This is a genomic window from Amycolatopsis ultiminotia, from assembly GCF_039536925.1.
Classification (GTDB): Bacteria; Actinomycetota; Actinomycetes; order Mycobacteriales; family Pseudonocardiaceae; genus Amycolatopsis; species Amycolatopsis ultiminotia.
In genome coordinates this window covers 107,692-123,747 of the sequence record NZ_BAAAZN010000025.1, presented here as the reverse complement: position 1 = coordinate 123,747, position 16,056 = coordinate 107,692, and the positions used below count along the sequence as shown (strand labels likewise).

General features: G+C 67.9%; 17 protein-coding genes. 7 read left to right on the top strand and 10 right to left on the bottom strand.

Features of this window, described 5'->3' with window-relative positions:
* On the top strand, positions 1-386 hold a 386-nt coding region (locus ABD793_RS38090), incomplete at its 5' end, for a TetR-like C-terminal domain-containing protein (protein ID WP_344868387.1).
* Positions 387-544: 158 nt separating this feature from the next.
* Here the strand turns inward: ABD793_RS38090 and ABD793_RS38085 are convergent.
* From ABD793_RS38085 to ABD793_RS38055, 7 genes are all read right to left on the bottom strand, one after another.
* Positions 545-1,021: an SRPBCC family protein gene (locus ABD793_RS38085; RefSeq protein WP_344868386.1), complete on the bottom strand. Its 477-nt coding sequence runs from the start codon at positions 1,019-1,021 to the stop codon at positions 545-547.
* 41 nt (positions 1,022-1,062) lie between these two features.
* On the bottom strand, positions 1,063-1,335 hold the full coding sequence (locus ABD793_RS38080; RefSeq protein WP_344868384.1) for a hypothetical protein: 273 nt from the start codon (positions 1,333-1,335) through the stop codon (positions 1,063-1,065).
* 171 nt (positions 1,336-1,506) lie between these two features.
* Positions 1,507-1,629 (bottom strand): type B 50S ribosomal protein L36, encoded by a 123-nt coding sequence (gene ykgO, locus ABD793_RS38075; protein ID WP_037360975.1) that lies wholly within the window; start codon positions 1,627-1,629, stop codon positions 1,507-1,509.
* A 193-nt stretch (positions 1,630-1,822) separates the two neighbouring features.
* Positions 1,823-2,716 (bottom strand): VOC family protein, encoded by an 894-nt coding sequence (locus tag ABD793_RS38070; protein WP_344868383.1) that lies wholly within the window; start codon positions 2,714-2,716, stop codon positions 1,823-1,825.
* Between the two features lie 33 nt (positions 2,717-2,749).
* On the bottom strand, positions 2,750-3,817 hold the full coding sequence (locus ABD793_RS38065) for an amidohydrolase family protein (protein ID WP_344868382.1): 1,068 nt from the start codon (positions 3,815-3,817) through the stop codon (positions 2,750-2,752).
* A 71-nt stretch (positions 3,818-3,888) separates the two neighbouring features.
* On the bottom strand, positions 3,889-4,761 hold the full coding sequence (locus ABD793_RS38060) for a MarR family transcriptional regulator (RefSeq protein WP_344868381.1): 873 nt from the start codon (positions 4,759-4,761) through the stop codon (positions 3,889-3,891).
* Between the two features lie 57 nt (positions 4,762-4,818).
* Positions 4,819-5,850, bottom strand: coding sequence for an amidohydrolase family protein (locus ABD793_RS38055; RefSeq protein WP_344868380.1), 1,032 nt, complete (start codon positions 5,848-5,850; stop codon positions 4,819-4,821).
* Positions 5,851-6,183: 333 nt separating this feature from the next.
* Between ABD793_RS38055 and ABD793_RS38050 the strand changes: the two genes are divergently transcribed.
* The 5 genes from ABD793_RS38050 to ABD793_RS38030 all read left to right on the top strand — a co-directional run bounded on the left by ABD793_RS38050 (position 6,184) and on the right by ABD793_RS38030 (position 11,673).
* Positions 6,184-7,359: an acyl-CoA dehydrogenase family protein gene (locus ABD793_RS38050; RefSeq protein WP_344868379.1), complete on the top strand. Its 1,176-nt coding sequence runs from the start codon at positions 6,184-6,186 to the stop codon at positions 7,357-7,359.
* Positions 7,360-7,398: 39 nt separating this feature from the next.
* The gene (locus tag ABD793_RS38045) at positions 7,399-7,899 is read left to right on the top strand and encodes a (2Fe-2S)-binding protein (protein WP_344868378.1); all 501 of its coding nucleotides are present in this window, start codon (positions 7,399-7,401) and stop codon (positions 7,897-7,899) included.
* Positions 7,896-8,903 (top strand): FAD binding domain-containing protein, encoded by a 1,008-nt coding sequence (locus tag ABD793_RS38040; RefSeq protein WP_344868377.1) that lies wholly within the window; start codon positions 7,896-7,898, stop codon positions 8,901-8,903. Before ABD793_RS38045 ends, ABD793_RS38040 begins: the two co-directional genes overlap by 4 nt.
* A complete protein-coding gene (locus ABD793_RS38035) occupies positions 8,900-11,059 on the top strand; it encodes a xanthine dehydrogenase family protein molybdopterin-binding subunit (RefSeq protein ID WP_344868376.1) in 2,160 nt (719 codons plus the stop codon). Before ABD793_RS38040 ends, ABD793_RS38035 begins: the two co-directional genes overlap by 4 nt.
* 71 nt (positions 11,060-11,130) lie before the next feature.
* Positions 11,131-11,673, top strand: coding sequence for a flavin reductase family protein (locus ABD793_RS38030; protein WP_344868375.1), 543 nt, complete (start codon positions 11,131-11,133; stop codon positions 11,671-11,673).
* An 83-nt stretch (positions 11,674-11,756) separates the two neighbouring features.
* Here ABD793_RS38030 and ABD793_RS38025 read toward each other — a convergent pair whose 3' ends face one another.
* Genes ABD793_RS38025 through ABD793_RS38015 form a run of 3 tightly spaced genes read right to left on the bottom strand, consistent with a single transcriptional unit; the run spans position 11,757 to position 14,873 of the window.
* Positions 11,757-12,857 carry a zinc-dependent alcohol dehydrogenase gene (locus tag ABD793_RS38025; RefSeq protein WP_344868373.1) on the bottom strand — a complete coding sequence of 367 codons (1,101 nt, stop codon included), beginning with the start codon at positions 12,855-12,857 and terminating at the stop codon, positions 11,757-11,759.
* On the bottom strand, positions 12,857-13,846 hold the full coding sequence (locus ABD793_RS38020; protein ID WP_344868372.1) for a hypothetical protein: 990 nt from the start codon (positions 13,844-13,846) through the stop codon (positions 12,857-12,859). The genes ABD793_RS38025 and ABD793_RS38020 overlap by 1 nt, the downstream gene beginning before the upstream one ends.
* 40 nt (positions 13,847-13,886) lie before the next feature.
* Positions 13,887-14,873, bottom strand: a complete 987-nt coding sequence (locus ABD793_RS38015) for a TAXI family TRAP transporter solute-binding subunit (protein ID WP_344868371.1) — start codon at positions 14,871-14,873, stop codon at positions 13,887-13,889.
* Positions 14,874-15,317: 444 nt separating this feature from the next.
* Between ABD793_RS38015 and ABD793_RS38010 the strand changes: the two genes are divergently transcribed.
* Positions 15,318-16,046, top strand: a complete 729-nt coding sequence (locus ABD793_RS38010; RefSeq protein ID WP_344868370.1) for a class II aldolase/adducin family protein — start codon at positions 15,318-15,320, stop codon at positions 16,044-16,046.
* Positions 16,047-16,056 lie beyond the last annotated feature (10 nt).

Below are 16,056 nucleotides of genomic sequence, written 5' to 3'. Positions count from 1 at the left end.
TCGCCGCGGTCAGGGGCTTGACCGATCCGGCGGCGCGCTTCACCGCAGTGGGACGTGCCTACCTGGCCTTCGGACTCGGCAACCCCGAACTCTTCGACCTCATGTTCCGAGCCACGGAACTCGATCGCGACGATCCGGCGCTCGCCCGAGCCCACCGCGAATCCTTCTCGATCCTCGGCGACATCGCATCCGAAACCGCAGAAGGCAGTACCGGGAACTCCACGGACGTCTCCCTGCTGGCCTGGGCAGCCGCCCACGGCCTGGTGCTCCTCGTACAAGGCGGTGCACTCCAGTCACTCACCGGACTCACCACCCCGGACGAGACAGACGCAGTGGCACACCACCTCACCGACACCTTCACCACACTCGTCCAGCCGCCACATTGAGCCCCCGACGTTCCAGACTCCGGCTCAGCCGACACCGGGAGACATCCACCCGCCACGTCCAGGTGCGGCATCGCTGCGGCACATCGCGAAATCGACCGTGTCCACGATGCACACCTCCGCCGGGCGCGCGGCGGGCCGTCCCCGGACGACCGGCGCGCTCAGCTGATCAACTGCGCCAACACCTGCCAGCGCCGGTGCCGGTGGCCGAACATGAGCCGGGCGAACAGCCGGACCGGCGTCCCCCGCCAGCCGTCTTCGACCTCGATTTCGTCGGTGTACCGGCACCCTCCGCCGGGCAGTGGCACGAAAACCAGCCGGTGGTTCCACATGCGGACCGGTCCGCCGTGTTCACTCGTGCGGATCTCGGTGGGATCCAGGCGGTCCACCACGAGATGGTGCGTCCAGGTCGGGAGGACACCGAACCACCACAGCCGCGCCCGTCCCCGAGCCCCCACCTCGAGACGCGCGGGCACCTCGAGCCGGCGCAACCGCAGGACCGGGCTCAGCACGAACGCCATGACGTCCGGTTTCCGCGCCAGCGCTGCTGCCGTCTCCGCCGGGACCGGCAGCTCCACGCTCATCCTCACCATGCCCATCGCCGCCTCCACCCAGCACGTCTTGGAACCGTCGAACACCCGGCACCGTAGTGGCGCCGACCACGAGCAGAAGTTTCCGCTCAGCCGTCGTGACCAAGGGCAACCGGACGCAGGTGGAAGGGCAGCGGCTCCCCCGCGTCAATTCCCTTTTTCAGCCATTCACACAGAGCGGCGGTGTCGTCGGCCTCGTGCAACGGGCCGGCCACCACGGGTGAACCGAGCGGCCGCAGCGCGGTATCGCAACGCTGCACGAGCACGAAAGCGCCCGGCCCGGCCTGATGCACGCCACCGTGGGAACACGGAGACACCTCACCGCGCAGCGCCTGGAACAGACACCCCGAACGGATCAGCACTCCGTACGGGTGTGTGCGCACGACCGCACGCAGCGCTGCGAGCACCTCGCGTCGACCCGGCTTCGGACAACACCCCGCCTGGTCGCACACCACCACGGTGAACCCGGTTCTGGCCTGCATTCCTGCCACAGCCCGTCCTCATCAGCTCGCCGGTGCCCCGGCCGGCCCGGCTCAGCCCTGACGCGCCTTGAACTTCGGGTTCTTCTTGTTGATCACGAACGTCTTCCCGTGCCGCCGCACGACTTGCGAACCCGGCTTGTTCTTCAGCGACCGCAACGACTTCCGCACCTTCATCGATTCTCCTCCGTTGTCCGCTCCCACCGGCATGCCGCCAGCATACATGACAACGGTTTTCATTTCACTCTGCGGTCGGGTTCCGGGTTCGTCTTGACGGTCGGGCCGGGGCGCGTCAGTCCGTGGACGACGAGCACCACGTCATCTGTTGCCGGCAGCCTGTGCGAGTGTCGGCGAGGACCTGCTGGGCAGCTCAGGCGTGGCCGTTCCCGGCCGCTGCGCGGTGGCTGCGCATCGCGTCGCCGTGGCCCCACGGGCGTCGGCGGTTGCTGTCCCGGATCTCGGCCCAGTCCGCACCGCATTTGACCCCGCCCCAGCCGATTTCCATGCCGAACCGGCCGGGCGTCTCGATGTAGAAGGACACCATGTGGTCGGTCCGGTGCCGCCCCAGCGGCTGCCGGATCCGGTAGCCGAGGTCTTCCGCGCGGTCGAGGCATCGTCCGACGTCGTCGAGCTCCAGCATTTCCGCCATGACGTGCTCGAACCGCAGTTCCTCGCCGGGCAGGACGGCAAGGCTGTGGTGGCGCGGGTTGCATCCGTAGAAATGCCCGCGCCCCACCGGCGTCGGGATGTCCTCACGAAGCGACATCCCGAACGCCCCGAGCATGAGGTCGTCCATCGCCGGTACGTCGGGCACGGTCCAGACCACATGACCCAGCCCGTCCGAACCGGTCACGTAACCCGTCACATCACCGCGTGCGGCGAACTCCCGGCCGCGGGCGGCGCCGCACACCACCTCGTGGGTGATGCCGTTCCGGCACCGGAACCGGATGCCCGCATCCACCTGCCTCGCGGTCGCCGCGGCCCCGTCGAACTGCTCGACCGCGAATCCCAGTGCGGCGACCCGCCCGGCCAGTTCGTCCAGGCCGGCGCGATCCCGGGTACGCCAGCCGAGCGCGGCAACCCGGTCCGCCGCGTCCACGCCGACGATGTACCGGTACGCACGCTCGTCGATCTTCACCCGCAGTTCGCCGGGGCCGAGGTCGACCACCTCGGCGCCCAGGATCTGCGTGGCGTACCTCGACCAGGCGCCGAGATCAGTCGCCCCGACGGTGACGTACGCGAGTTCCTCGATAAGCTCAGCCATCAACTACTCCGGTCCGCAGCCCCGAATCGTGTCTCATACCAGGTGATCGTCCAATTTGAACAGTTCCCTGGCATTCCCGCCCCTGATCTTGTCCGCTGATCCGGCATCCAGGCTCAGCTCGTCCAGAAAAGCGAATCCGTCCACCGAGTCCATTCCACCGTAATTGTCCCCGACCACGAGATTGTCCGGACCCATCCAGTCGACCAGGAACCGCCGGGCGGCGAGGTCGTGCACCAAGGTGTCGAAAAAGAAGTTCTTCAGATACTGCCGCGGTGGGTTCTTCGCGCGCACTTGCCGGTTCAGCGTGGCGAAGGTCTCGATTCGCCCGAACTGGTAAGGGATGAACCCGCCACCGTGGCTGACGTAGACCTTCAACCGCGGGAAGTCGTCGAACACGCCGCCGAGCACCAGATTGTTCACCGATTGCGCGCACTCGAAGGGGTAATCCAGGATCAATCCGGTGTACCGGTCAGCCGGCCGACCGCTGAGTTCCGTGGGAGACGGGTGGATGCACAGCGGCAGGTCCTGCCGTTCGAGCTCCTGGTAGATCGGCCAGAGCTCCTCGCTGTAGAGCTCCTTGCCGGCCAGCCCTCGTCCACCGACATTCACTCCCCGTGCACCACGAGCGGCATTGCGGCGAATTTCCTCCACCGAAGCGCCGACATCCTGCAGCGGCAGCGAAGGCATGTAGAAGAACCGCTGCGGAGCCGCTTCGCAGTACCGCGCCAACGCGTCATTGGCCGCTCTCGCGAACTCGATCGCGGTTTCTGCCTCGATATCGTAGAAGTAGAACAGCGGGGGGATCGTCACGCCGAGCACGTCGATGTCCTTGTCGTCCAGCTCCGCCACCCGCCGGAGCGGGTCACCGAGCCCGGCGACGTACCGCTCCTGCTGTGCCTTGCGGCCGACGACCTTGGCCTCCTCGTTGCCCGCCACCGACACCCCGCGGAGACGGTAGTCGCCCACCCTGATGACCATGGTGTCGTCCTCGTCGAAGACGATATCGGGCCCGTGCCGCCCGGCCTTGCCCAAGATTTCCGGCGGGATCACGTGCGCGTGGATGTCGATACGCGGCTGCGTGCGCTTGTCTCTTCCCGGCATTGGACGCCTTCCGATCCGTTCTTGGCTCGCTGACAACCTGGCGCCGGCCGCGAGCCGGCGCCTGCTCCCGGTCAGGCCGACCGGCGACGTTTCCGCCCGCTCGAATGGCCGGTGGCCGCGGCCGGATCCGTGGCCCGGTCCAACGGCAACTGCACTCGACGTTCTTCGACTCCGCGCACGATCCGGACGGTCAGGCTTCCCCGGCCGCGTGCGTCCGACATCGCGTGATGCAGCGTGGCAATGGAATTGAGCGGCTTACCGCCCGCGGCGACCAGGAGATCGCCTTCCTTGATCCCGGCGCTTTCGGCAGGCCCGCCGGCCACGACCGACTCCACCAGCAGGCCCGCCATCGGCGGAAGCCCGACCGCCCGCCGCATCTCGTAAGCGACGTGCGGGGGCTCCAGGCCGGCACCGAGGTCCCTCGCGGTGCCGGGCACCGCCTCACCTTCCAAACCCAGCAACAGTTTCCGCAGCAGCCCCGAAAGCACTTCCTGTTCATCCGAGGTCAGCGACAGGAGCAGCCGCTGCTCGTGCGCGTTGTGCTCGGGAAAGACCGATTCACACAGCAGCAATCCCTCTGCGGTCAACGAAACCACCGAGCTCCGCCGGTCCGTCTCGTCCGGAGTCCGCTCCACCAGGCCCAGTTCCAGCAACCGGTCGATGCGCACGCTGATCGTTCCGGACGTCAGCCCGAGCCGATCCATCAGCAGCCGCTGGCTCATCCGGTGCGGCGCCCGGCGGCGGCGCAGCGTCGCCAGCACGAGAAAATTCGCGTGCGTCAAACCGTATTTGCCCAGTGCGGCCTCGAGCTCCTGTTCCAGGTATTTCTGGACGAAGCGCAGCCGGGCGGTGACCGACATCGAGTCGATCGGCAGTTGCGGCCAGGCATCGGCCCATTCCTCCTGCACGATGTCGATACGATCTTTCGGCCCGATCGACCTCACTGGACACTCCTCATCCCGGATGTAACCGACTGTCGTCGCTGAAATACCGGCAGTGCTTCACAGCCGGAAAAGTTTGATCGCGTTGCCACCGTTGATCTGTTCCGCTGCCGCCGCGTCCAGGCCGAGTTCCCTGACGTAGGCGAAACCGTCCGCCGAGTCCAGGCCACCGAGGTTGTCCCCGACCAGCACGTTCGACGGGCCCATCCAATCGACCAGGTACTGCCGGGCGGTCACCTCATGGATCAGGCCGTCGAAATAGAGCCTGGGCAAGTACTCCCGCAGCGGCTTCTTCGCGCGTACCGCCGGGTTCAATTTCGCGAAGGCCTCGATGCGCCCGAATTGATAGGGCAGGAACCCGCCACCATGCGAGATGCAGACCTTCAGATCCGGCACCTCGTCCAGCGCACCGCTGAGGATCAGGTTCGCGGCGGCCATCGAAGACTGGTACGGGAATTCGAGCATGGGACCGGAGAACCGCAGCGGCGGAACCCCGACCAGCTCGAACGGGTAAGGGTGGATGAACAGCGGGAGACCGGCCTCCGCGATCCTCGCGTACAGCGGCCACAGCTGCTCGTCGTAGAGTTCCCTGCCGCCCAGGCTGTGCGCACCCACGTTGATCCCGCGCGCACCCAGCTCGACAGCACGGTCCAGTTCGGTCATCGACGCGGACAGGTCCTGCAAGGGCAACGTCGCCATGAAGAAGAACCGCGACGGAGCGGCCGAACAGTACTCCGCCAGCGCATCGTTCGCAGCCGACTGGAACCTGCGGGCAACGCCGGCGTCGATCCCGTAGAAGTACATCTGCGGATTGTTGGTCACACCCAGGATGTCGATGCCCTTCTCGTCCATCTCGGCCACCCTGGTCAGCGGATCCGTCAGGCTCCTCAGGTAGCGCTCGGCGGCGCCACGGAGTCCCCAGATCCGCTCCTGCTCGATCGAATCGACCGACCGGATCTTCGTGAACCGGCCGCCCACCCGCAAGGAGGCTCTGCCGTCGTCGTGATGCACGATCTCCGGGCCGAGTTCTCCCGCTTTCCCGTACAGCGCGGGCAACAGCAGGTGGCTGTGGATGTCGACACACTGCGCCATGCTTCTTCCCCATTCCCTTCTTCTGCCGGAACGGTTCCACCTCGGGGCGACCTCACCCGCGGCTTGCCTTGGCAACTTTACTTGGACTCAAGGTATCTCGCAAGACGCCGGTCGTACCACGCCGGGAAGTCACCGGCGAGCTGTGGCTGTGCGACGGCGTGCCGCCACCACCGGGGCCACTCTCGTCGCGTGATCCCGTGGCCACACACGGAGATTGCGCTGCCGGACTTATTGCTTGGTATCAAAGTTTGGTCTTGTGCCAGGTATCCCGGTGGTTCATCATGAGACCCAGTCCCCGCACACCCCTTGACCAGCGTCGGTAAAGGATGGGATATGAGCGCACAGTCGACGTCCGGTGTGACGACGAACGAGGTGATCGAGCGCGCGGAGGCGTTGCTGCCGGCAATCGCGCAGCGGGCGCCGGACACCGAGCGGGAGCGCCGGATTCCCCGGGAAACACTGGACGAGATCGAGGCTGCCGGGCTGAACCGGATCCTGCAGCCGACGCACTGGGGCGGCCTCGGGCTCGACTTCGACGCCTTCTTCGAGGTTTCCTGGCGAATCGCCTCGGCCTGCGGGTCGACCGGCTGGGTGTACTCGGTGGCGACGGTGCAGAACTGGGAGATGGGCCTTGCCACCGAGGCCGCCCGGAAGGACGTATTCGGTGCCACGCCCGATGTCTGGTCCTGTTCGGCCTTCAACCCACGTGGTGCGCAGGTCGAGCCGGTCGCGGACGGCTGGCGGCTGACCGGCCGGTGGCGGTACTCCAGCGGATGTCTGCACGCCGACTGGGCGATGCTCGGGGCGAAACTGCCCGAGCAGGCCAGCCCGGTGTTGCTCCTGGTGCCCCGCAACGATTTCCGGATCGAAGACACATGGCATGTCTCCGGCCTGCGCGGGACCGGCAGCAACGACATCGTCATCGACGAACCGGTCTTCGTGCCGGGACACCGCTACGTGCCCACCGACAGCAGTGGTTTCCTACCTTCGGCGACGGAATCCCGTGGCTCCTACGGGGCACCGCTTCCCGTGGTCAGTCCCTGGGGAGTGGTGGCGCCGGTGCTCGGCATGGCGCACGGCGCGCTGGAAGCCTACGAACGTGCGACACGAACCCGGGTTTCTTCCTTCACCGACCGGGAGATCGCCAAGACGGTCGGCCCCCAGATGCGGATCAGCTCCGCCTCGGCGGCACTCGACGCGGCACGTGCGCTGGCACGCCAGGACATCCGCGAGCTCATCGAACGAGGGGCGCGCGCGGAGGAATTCAGCGACGAGGACCGTGTCCGCCTGCGGCGCGACCACGCCTACATCGTCGACCTCTCCTACCACGCGACGATGACGCTCGCGAGGGCGGCCGGAGCTGCGTCCCTCTTCGAAACGCACCCCATCCAGCGTTTCCTGCGGGATGTCCACGCGGGCTCGATGCAGGTCGTGTCCAATTGGGACGAACAAGCCGAGTCCTACGGGCGGGTCCGGCTGGGCCTGGAGCCGAACGGCCAGATGTGGTGAGCACGGACCGGCCGGTGCGGGGCAAGGCGAGGAGGGATCGTGGACGTAGCTGCGCGAGGTGAACAGACGGCGGTCGGCGTCCGTCTGACGATCAACGGCCTGGACTACTTCGCAAGAGTCGATGCCCGCACGACGCTGCTGGATTGGCTGCGGGAAGGGGCGAAACTGACCGGCACGAAGAAGGGGTGCAACGAAGGAGCCTGCGGAACCTGCACCGTTCTGGTGGACGGGCGGCGGATGAACAGCTGCCTGATCCTGCTCGCCCAGTGTGAGGGCGCCGAGATCACGACCGTCGAAGGCCTTGCCGATTCCGCCGGTGCGCTCCATCCCGTGCAGGAAGCGTTCATCGAGCACGACGCCTTTCAGTGCGGCTACTGCACACCCGGCCAGCTGCTGTCCGCAGTGGCCTGCATCGCCGAAGGGCACACCGGCTCCGCCGACGAGGTGCGCGAGTGGATGAGCGGCAACCTCTGCCGCTGCGGCGCTTACCCGCAGATCACCGACGCGGTGCTCGACGTGGCCGAAAGGTGGGCGCCGTGAAGGAGTTCGCCTACTCCCGCGCACGAACGGCGGCCGAGGCCTCAGCGCTGGCAGGCAGATCCGGCACCTGCCTGATCGCGGGCGGCACCGAATTGCTCAACTGGATGCGCCTGGGCATCGTCGCACCGGACCAGGTGGTCGACATCGGCGCCATCCCCGGACAGGCCGGCATCCGGCTGGAAGGCGACACGCTGCTCATCGGCGCGCTGGCCGACCTCAACCGGATCGCCGGGCACCCGTTGGTCGAAGCACACGCACCGCTGCTCGGCCAGGCGTGCCGGTCGGCAGCGTCTCCCCAGGTGCGCAACCGGGCAACGCTCGGTGGCAACATCCTCCAGCGGACGAGATGCCCGTACTTCCGCGCCGAGGAACCACTCCCCTGGGGGTGCAACAAACGACGGCCGGGCAGTGGTTGTTCGGCGCACCGCGGCCGGAACGGCGAGCACGCGATTCTCGGGTGGACGGGCTCCTGCGTGGCGACGCATCCCTCGGATCCGCTCGTCGCGCTGACCTGTCTGGGTGCCGAGGTCGAACTCGTCTCGCCGAATGCGCTGCGGCGGGCCCCGGTCGGTACGCTGCACGTGACACAGCGAGAAGCCCGGCACGCCGGAGAAGACTCCGCACGGTATGAGAACACGCTTCGCGACGACGAAATGATCGTCGGCTTCCGCATCCCTGCGCAGAGCGTGACCGGCACTTCGTACATCAAGGTCCGCGAACGCCGAAGTTACGCCTACGCACTCGTCTCCGCCGCTGCCGCGCTGCGCGTCGAAGGTGGCGCGGTCCGCTCGCTCGGCCTTGTCCTGGGTTCGGTCGCCCAGCGGCCGTGGCGGCTGCGTGGTGCAGAGGCCGCCCTGATCGGACAGCCGATCAGCAAGGACACTGTGCACGCGGCGGTCGAGGAAGATCTCCGGGAGGCGAAATCCTTACCGGACAACGAACACAAGATCCGGCTCGCCCGCAACGCCGCGGTCCGGGCGGTACTGACGGCGGCGACGTCATGACTGTGCACGAGCAGGTGCGGGCCCGGCGGGCGGACCTGGCGCGTGTCGAGGCTGCCGCCAAGGTCACCGGCGCAGCCGGATATTCGATGGACAACTCACCCGGGGGGCTGCTGCACGCGGTACTGGTCGGGGCGCCGGTTGCACGCGGGAAGATCGTCGGCATCGATACCGCCGCCGCACTCGCCGACGACCACGTCGTACGGGTGCTCACCCGCGCAGACATGCCGGTCTTCGGGGAGGTTCAGCCATTCCAAGCCGCCGCTGTGCACCTCCCGATGCAGACCGGCGAGATCCGGTTCGAGGGCGAACCGGTGGCGATCGTGCTCGCGACGACCATCGAGGCGGCCGAGCACGCCCGCTCGCTGGTGGACGTCCTGGTCGAGGCCCGGCCCGCGGTACTGCCGGGAGCCGGCGCGCACCACTTGATCGACGACGTCGGACAGGGCTCCGGCGGCGTCACATGGTGGCCCTACGGCCAGCCTTTCCGGCGCGGCGACGCAGCATCGGCCTGGGATTCGGCTGCGGTCCGGGTGTCCGGGACCTACGTGCAGCCCTCGCGCCACCACAACGCCATGGAGACTTCGGGCACGCTGGCCGAGTGGGAAGGAAACCGGCTGACACTGCACGACTCCACTCAAGGCGGGCACATCCTGGCACCGGTGCTCGCCGACGCCTTCCACATCGCCGCCGAGGACGTGCACGTGATCGCGCCCTTCACCGGCGGTGGCTTCGGCTCCAAGGGCTGGGTGTGGCCACACCAGATTCTCGCCGCGGCTGCGGCGAAGATCGCCGGAGTGCCGGTCAAGCTGCACTTGCGCCGGCACGATCAGTACACCGCGAGCGGCTTTCAGCCGAGGATGGTCCAGCGCGTCGAACTCGGGGCGGACTCCGAGGGCCGGCTGACCATGCTGCGGCACCGGGTTTCCAGCATCACCGGACTGCTCGAGACCTATTTGGAAGGAGCGACCGAGGCGAAGGCGCTCTACGACTGTCCGGTCATCGAGACCCGCCAGGAAATCGAACGGGTGAGCATCGGCTCGCCGACGCCGCTGCGCGGAACCCTCGAAGGCTGTGGACTGTGGGCGCTCGAGAGCGCGATGAACGAACTGGCCCGCGAGGCCGGGATCGACCCGCTCGATCTGCGGCTGCGCAACTACGCGGAAACAGACCCCATCTCCGGCCGGCCGTGGTCTTCCAAACGCCTCCGTGACGCCTACCAGGAGGGCGCGAAGCTCTTCGGCTGGCGCGAACGCGATACCGGCGGGCGCCGCGACGGTCCGTGGCTGATCGGTTCGGGCATGGCAACCTCGATGCACAGCGCGATGCGGATGACCGGTGGCGCACGGGTACGGGTCCGCCGTGACGGAAGCGCGCTCGTCGAAACCAACATCACCGACATCGGAACCGGACTGCAGACGGTGCTGACGCTCGTCGCCGCAGAGGAACTGGATCTGCCGGTGGACGAGGTGACGGTGGCGTGGGGCGACAACAGTCTCCCGGTCACCGGCCCGATCTACGGTTCCGCCACCCTGCACACGGGAAGCGCGGTGGCCCTGGCCTGCCAGGATCTGCGACGACGACTGCCCCGCTTCGCAGCTCATCTGTCCATTGTGGAGGCGATCCGCGAGGCAGGCCTGGACGAGGTGGTCGGCGAAGGGGTGTTCGGTCTCCCGGACAAAATGCCGGTCGATCACGACGGCGGCGTCTCCGGGTATGCCATGCGGACCTTCGGCGCGGTGTTCGTCGAGGTCGCAGTCGATCCGGACCTGGGGATCGTGCAGTTGCGCCGGATGGTGGGTTCCTACTCCGCGGGACGGATCATGAACCACCGGACCGCACGTTCGCAGATGATCGGCGGGCTGACCTGGGCCTGGGGAAAGGCCACCATGGAGCACAGCGAACTGGACCCGTTGAGCGGCCGGTGGCTGTCCAAGAACCTCTCCGGCGTGCACGTGCCGACGAACGCGGACATCCCCGCCGACATCACCGTGCACTTCGTGGACGAGGTCGACCGGCACGCCAGCCCGATCGGCGCCAAGGGGATCGGCGAACTGGGGGTGATCGGCATCGACGCCGCCGTCGCGGAAGCAGTGTTCGATGCAGTTGGCGTACGGATCCGCGAGCTCCCCATCACGCCGCAGCGGATACTGGTCTGACGGCGGGCGCAGGCAGCACACAGAAGGGCCGGCACGTGGACAGGAAATGGGCTCAGCACGACGTTCCCACCGTGACTCCCGATTCCTTCCGCGCTGCGATCGGCCATTTCGCGAGTGGCGTAACGGTGGTTTCCGCGGCAACCGGCAGCCGCCGCTTCGGCGCGACCGTGAGCGCGGTGTCCTCGCTGTCGCTCGAACCGGCCATGCTGCTCGTGTGCCTCAACCGGCAGACCGGAACCGCGGCAGCGATCACGCGAGCCGGGTTTTTCGGCGTCAACGTGCTGGCCGAGAACCAGGCTCACCTTGCCGCCCGATTCGCCGGCAGGGCGGTCGGCAAGTTCGATGACGTCCCGGTCACACCGGGACACCACGGTCAGCCACTGCTCACCGGCGCCCTTGCGCACTACGAATGTCGTGTCGCGGAACAGGTCCAGGCAGGTACCCACACCGTGTTCATCGGCGAGGTCCACCATGCCGCGGCACGCGAGGGCAAGCCACTGGCCTATTTCCGCGGCCGGTTCGGCACGCTGAACCTGGAGAACCACCGTGCGCCGGACGACGAGCTCGCCGCCCGGATCGCCCGCTATTCGATCGGGGATTGGCCGGTCACGTGAGCCGAACCGGCAATCCGTCTGCCCGGAAGGTGTTTGCTCGGGCGTAGCTCCCGGCGTCGCCGAGGCTGTCCGCACACCGGTGGTCAGGGATTGACGACGGCCATCCAGATGGGCTCGCCGCGGCTCTGCATGGCTTCGACGGCCTTGAGCGCGTCGGCAAGTGGATACCGGTGCGTGATCAGCTCGCCGGCCCGCAGAACTCCGGTCTCCAGCAGACGCAGGACCTGCCGTACGTCGTTGCGTGTGCAGGCGCGGGTGCCGACGAAACGCCAGCAGTTGACCATCAGCGCGACCGGCGGCACCGCCAGCGGAGTGGCGTTCCCTCCCATGTGGACGATCGTTCCGCCGGTGGCCAGTGCGGCCATCACCTGTCCGGTCGCCGGACCGTCCGGGGTGTAGTCGAGGACCGCGTCCGCACCGCGTGGCGCGAGCTCGCGCAGACGCCGGGTGAGTGCGCCGCTGCTCGCCCAGTCGTGCGGAAGTTCGGACAGGGCAACCGTGCTCGCGGGAAGATCGCCGCTGAGCCCGGCCACCGCCTCGAGCCTCGCGCGGTCCCTCCCGACGAGGATCAGCTCGGCCACCCCGAAATGCGCCGCCAGTTTGACGGTCGCGGTGCCCATCGTTCCGGTCGCGGCGGCGACCACCACGGTCGATCCCCAAGGCAGGTCGGCACGTTTGAACGCGCGAACCACATTGGCGAGGTCGTGCACCTTGGCCGCGACGTCGAAATCGACCGAGTCCGGCAGCACGTCGACGAGCCAGTGCGGAACGCGGACGTATTCGGCCAGACCACCGTTGTGGTATTCGTCGTAGAGCGGGATCGCCACCTTCGAGAAGGCGGCGTGCCCGAGCATGGCCTGCTGGGCGCACATCATGTCCCGGTCACTGCGGCAGTACTCGCACGAGCGGCAATTGAGGTTCGGGTGCACCCGAACCCGGTCGCCGACCGCGATCCCGGTGACCTCGCTGCCGACGGCCGCGATGGTGCCTGCGGCCTCGTGCCCCAACGTGGTGGGCAGATGTTTGAACGCACCCTGTTCCAGCAGCCGCATCATACCGGTCGCCAGACCCGCGGAGGCCACCTCGACCACCACGTCCGACGGGCCCGGTGACGGCACCGGTACGTCTTCCAGCACGAGCGAGTCGGCGTCGCGATTGGCCCTCAGCGCCAGCATGCTGCTCATCAGTGCACCTCCGCACCGAGGTTCGCGAGCCACTCGGCTGCATCGGGTTCGGCAGCACGCGTCGTCTCCGCGATCTGGGGCAGTTCCCGGTGTGAGAGCAGGCTGAGGTACTCGGCAGGCTCGGTCGCGACATTCGCGTACGCGATGCCGAGCGGGATCCGGACGAAGTCACCCGGGCCGAGTTCGACGACCCCGCGTTGCGTGAGCAAGGTGCGGTGCCCGGAGATCTGGTACTGAATGTCGTCGGCGTCGAGAACGCGCCGGTAGCGGCGATCGCTGCCCGGCGTGACGGTGACCGTGCCGAGCCGGACGTGGTCGGTGCCGTAAATCCAGGTGGCGTCCTGCCCCGGCGTGGCGCGCAGCACCTGCATGCGTTCGTCCTCGGAATGCACGCGTTCGAGGAGCAACTGCTCGTCGGCGCCGAAAACGGTGATGTCGTGCCCGGGTGCGCCCATGCACTGGGTGACGGCCTCGTTGATCGCGCCCGGCTGCCAGCCGGGGAACGGCGGGAACACCGGCTGCGATTCGCGCTCCGCCGGCACCAGTTCGGCAACCGGCGCGGGGAGGTAGAACAGCAGGTGGCTCTCGGATCGCCCGTAATTGTCGTGGGCGACGCCACGGGGTATCCGGGAGAACTCGCCTCGGCGGTGTTCGATGACGCCGAGTTCCGTCATCAGCGTGCGCTCGCCTGCGATCTGGTAGGAGATTTCGTCCACGTCGCAGTTGCGGTGGTAAAATGGCTGCCGGTTGTCCATGGTCTGCCATTCGACCCGGATCTCGTCGTTTTCGTAGATGCCGCGCGGCGGCGCGAACGGCTGCGCCCGGTATTCCTGCGAATAGTGCACGACGGTCAGCGGCGGGTGCTCTCGCCACAGTTTGATGGGCACGTTCGGCGGATGCGGTGGCGACAGCAGCAGGTGCTCGTCGCGGACTACGCTCCGCAGCGGCAAGTCGGTACCCAGGACCATGATGTCTTCGACCACCTGCATGGCGGCCTCCTTCTCCGGTTTCGGCATGGAATGAGGTGCTTCAGGCTGCCGGGAGCGCCTGGTAGTAACGCGCGGCTCCGGGGTGCAGCGGGATCGGGGTGCGGCCCATCGTCGGCGGGTCGAGCGGATAGCTGATCGGACTGCGCTCCGGCGGCAGGTGCCGGTACTGGGCCTCGATGAGGTGCCTTGTCTCGCCGAGGATCCAGGCAATCGCGTAGGCGACGTCCTCGTCGAGGCTGCTGGTGGTGACCATGAGGAAATCGGAGAAATCGAGGGTCCGGAAGCCGCCGGCGCCGGGGAAGTAGCCCTCGGCCACGGTGGCGGCCGGCCAGCCGTAGTCGGCTTCGAGTCCGGCGAGCACGTCGTCCTCGACCGGCAGGAACCGGTAGTCCGGCGCCAGCTCCTGCCACTGCGGCAGCATGACGGCCTCGTGGACGATCGCGTTCGCCCGGCCGGTCAGCACGTGATCGAGCGATTCGAACGGCCGCTCGTCCGACAGGAACCGCCCGCCCCAGCCGAGCACGTCGACGCGGGCGCGCTCGAGGATCTCCTGCGCCGCAAGCCCGACGTGGTTCACACCGTCCCGGAACGAGGTCGCCAGCCGCAACTGCGGGGCACGATCGCGAAGTTCGGCGAACGAGGTGAGCTCCAGCGACCGGTGGACGGCCATCACGAGCCGGTCCCGCTGCGGGACCACGCCAAGCGCCCGCAGCTGCGGGAACGCCTCGCCGGCGTAACCGCCGCGCCCGTCCAATGCCGCGACGGCGAACGCCGCAGGCGTCGTCATGGCGATGTCGACCTCAGCGCGGCCGACTGCGCGCACCGCGTCGGAGAAGCCACGGCTGTTCCAGATGGCGATCCGGGTGCCCGGACCGGCGCGGTCGGCGAGTTCCTGACTCACCCAGCCACAGACGCGGTGCAGGTTCGCGGTGCCCCAGTCACCCCGCAAGTGCAGCGTCAGCGGCCGGTCGATCTTCGGTTCCTCCGGGCGGCCGCCGGTCGCGTTCTCGCCTCGGTGTGCAGGCATCGGTGGGGCCCCTCGCTTTCGCGCACGACGATCTGCAACCAGACTATGCTCATGTCCTGTTTATCGCAAAGTACGTCCTGTAAAGCAGGATCGAGAGCAGAGTGCCGGCCGAATTGCAACACCGGATCGAGTGCGTGTTCGGCACGGCGGCCGCGGACGGATGCGGACACCGCAGCGCCGTCGGTGACGTCCTGACATTCACACTCTGGTTTTGACATACAGGTCTGCGGTCTCTACCTTGGGCGCTCCAGGAATCCGCGGGCCGGCGGTGCACGCCCGGCCGGCCCGTTCTGCACGGGAGTTGCGATGGAGCAGCCGAACAGTTCGACGTCACCCGCAGCGATGCAGACCACCTCGCCTTCGGCTACGGTCACCGCCTGAGCGGCTGACGTGCTTCGCATCCAGATCAGGACACCGCCCGTTTCCGGCCGGAAAGAGAAAGCAATGCCTGCCTCCCGACCAACGGACCACCAGCCGGCCGCCGAAGCGGAACAGCTGCGAACCGATGTCGTGCGCGCGAGCCACGCACTCGCCGCGGCGGGTCTCGGCGACCTGGTGTGGGGACACGTTTCGGTGCGTGACCCGGACGGCCGCGGCGGCTGGATGAAAGCCTCCGGCTGGGGCCTCGAGGAGGTCACCACCGAGACCGTCCTGCTGGTCTCGCCGGCCGGCGAGGTCCTCGCCGGCGCGGGCAAGCGACACCTCGAATACCCGATCCACACCGAAATCCTGGCCCGGCGGCCGGATGTCGGCTGCGTCGTGCACACGCACGCTCCGGCACTGGCCGCCTTCGCCTCGTTGGACGAACCGCTGCGGCCGATTTCGCACGACGGCGTGCCCTTCGCCCGCCTGCCGAGGTTCACCCGGACCGGCGCACTGATCGCCACCCGTGAACTGGGCCGGGCGCTGGCCGACACCCTCGGCGACGCGCGTGCCGCCTTGATACCCCAGCACGGCGCGGTGACCGCCGGACCCAATGTCGCGGCCGCCGTGATGTACGCCGTACTGCTGGAACGCGCCTGCCGCACGCAACTCATGGCGGCAGCCGCGGGCGGCCCGCGCACTTGGTCGGATGCCGAGGAGACGGCCTTCAAAGACGAACAAGCCTGGAATCCCGGGCAGCTGGCAGCAGGCTACGAGTACCTGACGAGGAAGACGCAGCCCCGTTCCTGAGCGCACGCCT

What these genes read in the sequence shown, in the direction of transcription:
- ABD793_RS38025 (WP_344868373.1), bottom strand. Translation starts at nt 12,857, where the DNA reads ATGAGCAGCATGCTGGCGCTGAGGGCCAATCGCGACGCCGACTCGCTC.
- ABD793_RS38035 (WP_344868376.1), top strand. Translation starts at nt 8,900, where the DNA reads ATGACTGTGCACGAGCAGGTGCGGGCCCGGCGGGCGGACCTGGCGCGT.
- ykgO (WP_037360975.1), bottom strand. Translation starts at nt 1,629, where the DNA reads ATGAAGGTGCGGAAGTCGTTGCGGTCGCTGAAGAACAAGCCGGGTTCG.
- ABD793_RS38050 (WP_344868379.1), top strand. Translation starts at nt 6,184, where the DNA reads ATGAGCGCACAGTCGACGTCCGGTGTGACGACGAACGAGGTGATCGAG.
- ABD793_RS38020 (WP_344868372.1), bottom strand. Translation starts at nt 13,846, where the DNA reads ATGCAGGTGGTCGAAGACATCATGGTCCTGGGTACCGACTTGCCGCTG.
- ABD793_RS38015 (WP_344868371.1), bottom strand. Translation starts at nt 14,873, where the DNA reads ATGCCTGCACACCGAGGCGAGAACGCGACCGGCGGCCGCCCGGAGGAA.
- ABD793_RS38065 (WP_344868382.1), bottom strand. Translation starts at nt 3,817, where the DNA reads ATGCCGGGAAGAGACAAGCGCACGCAGCCGCGTATCGACATCCACGCG.
- ABD793_RS38010 (WP_344868370.1), top strand. Translation starts at nt 15,318, where the DNA reads ATGCCTGCCTCCCGACCAACGGACCACCAGCCGGCCGCCGAAGCGGAA.
- ABD793_RS38055 (WP_344868380.1), bottom strand. Translation starts at nt 5,850, where the DNA reads ATGGCGCAGTGTGTCGACATCCACAGCCACCTGCTGTTGCCCGCGCTG.
- ABD793_RS38070 (WP_344868383.1), bottom strand. Translation starts at nt 2,716, where the DNA reads ATGGCTGAGCTTATCGAGGAACTCGCGTACGTCACCGTCGGGGCGACT.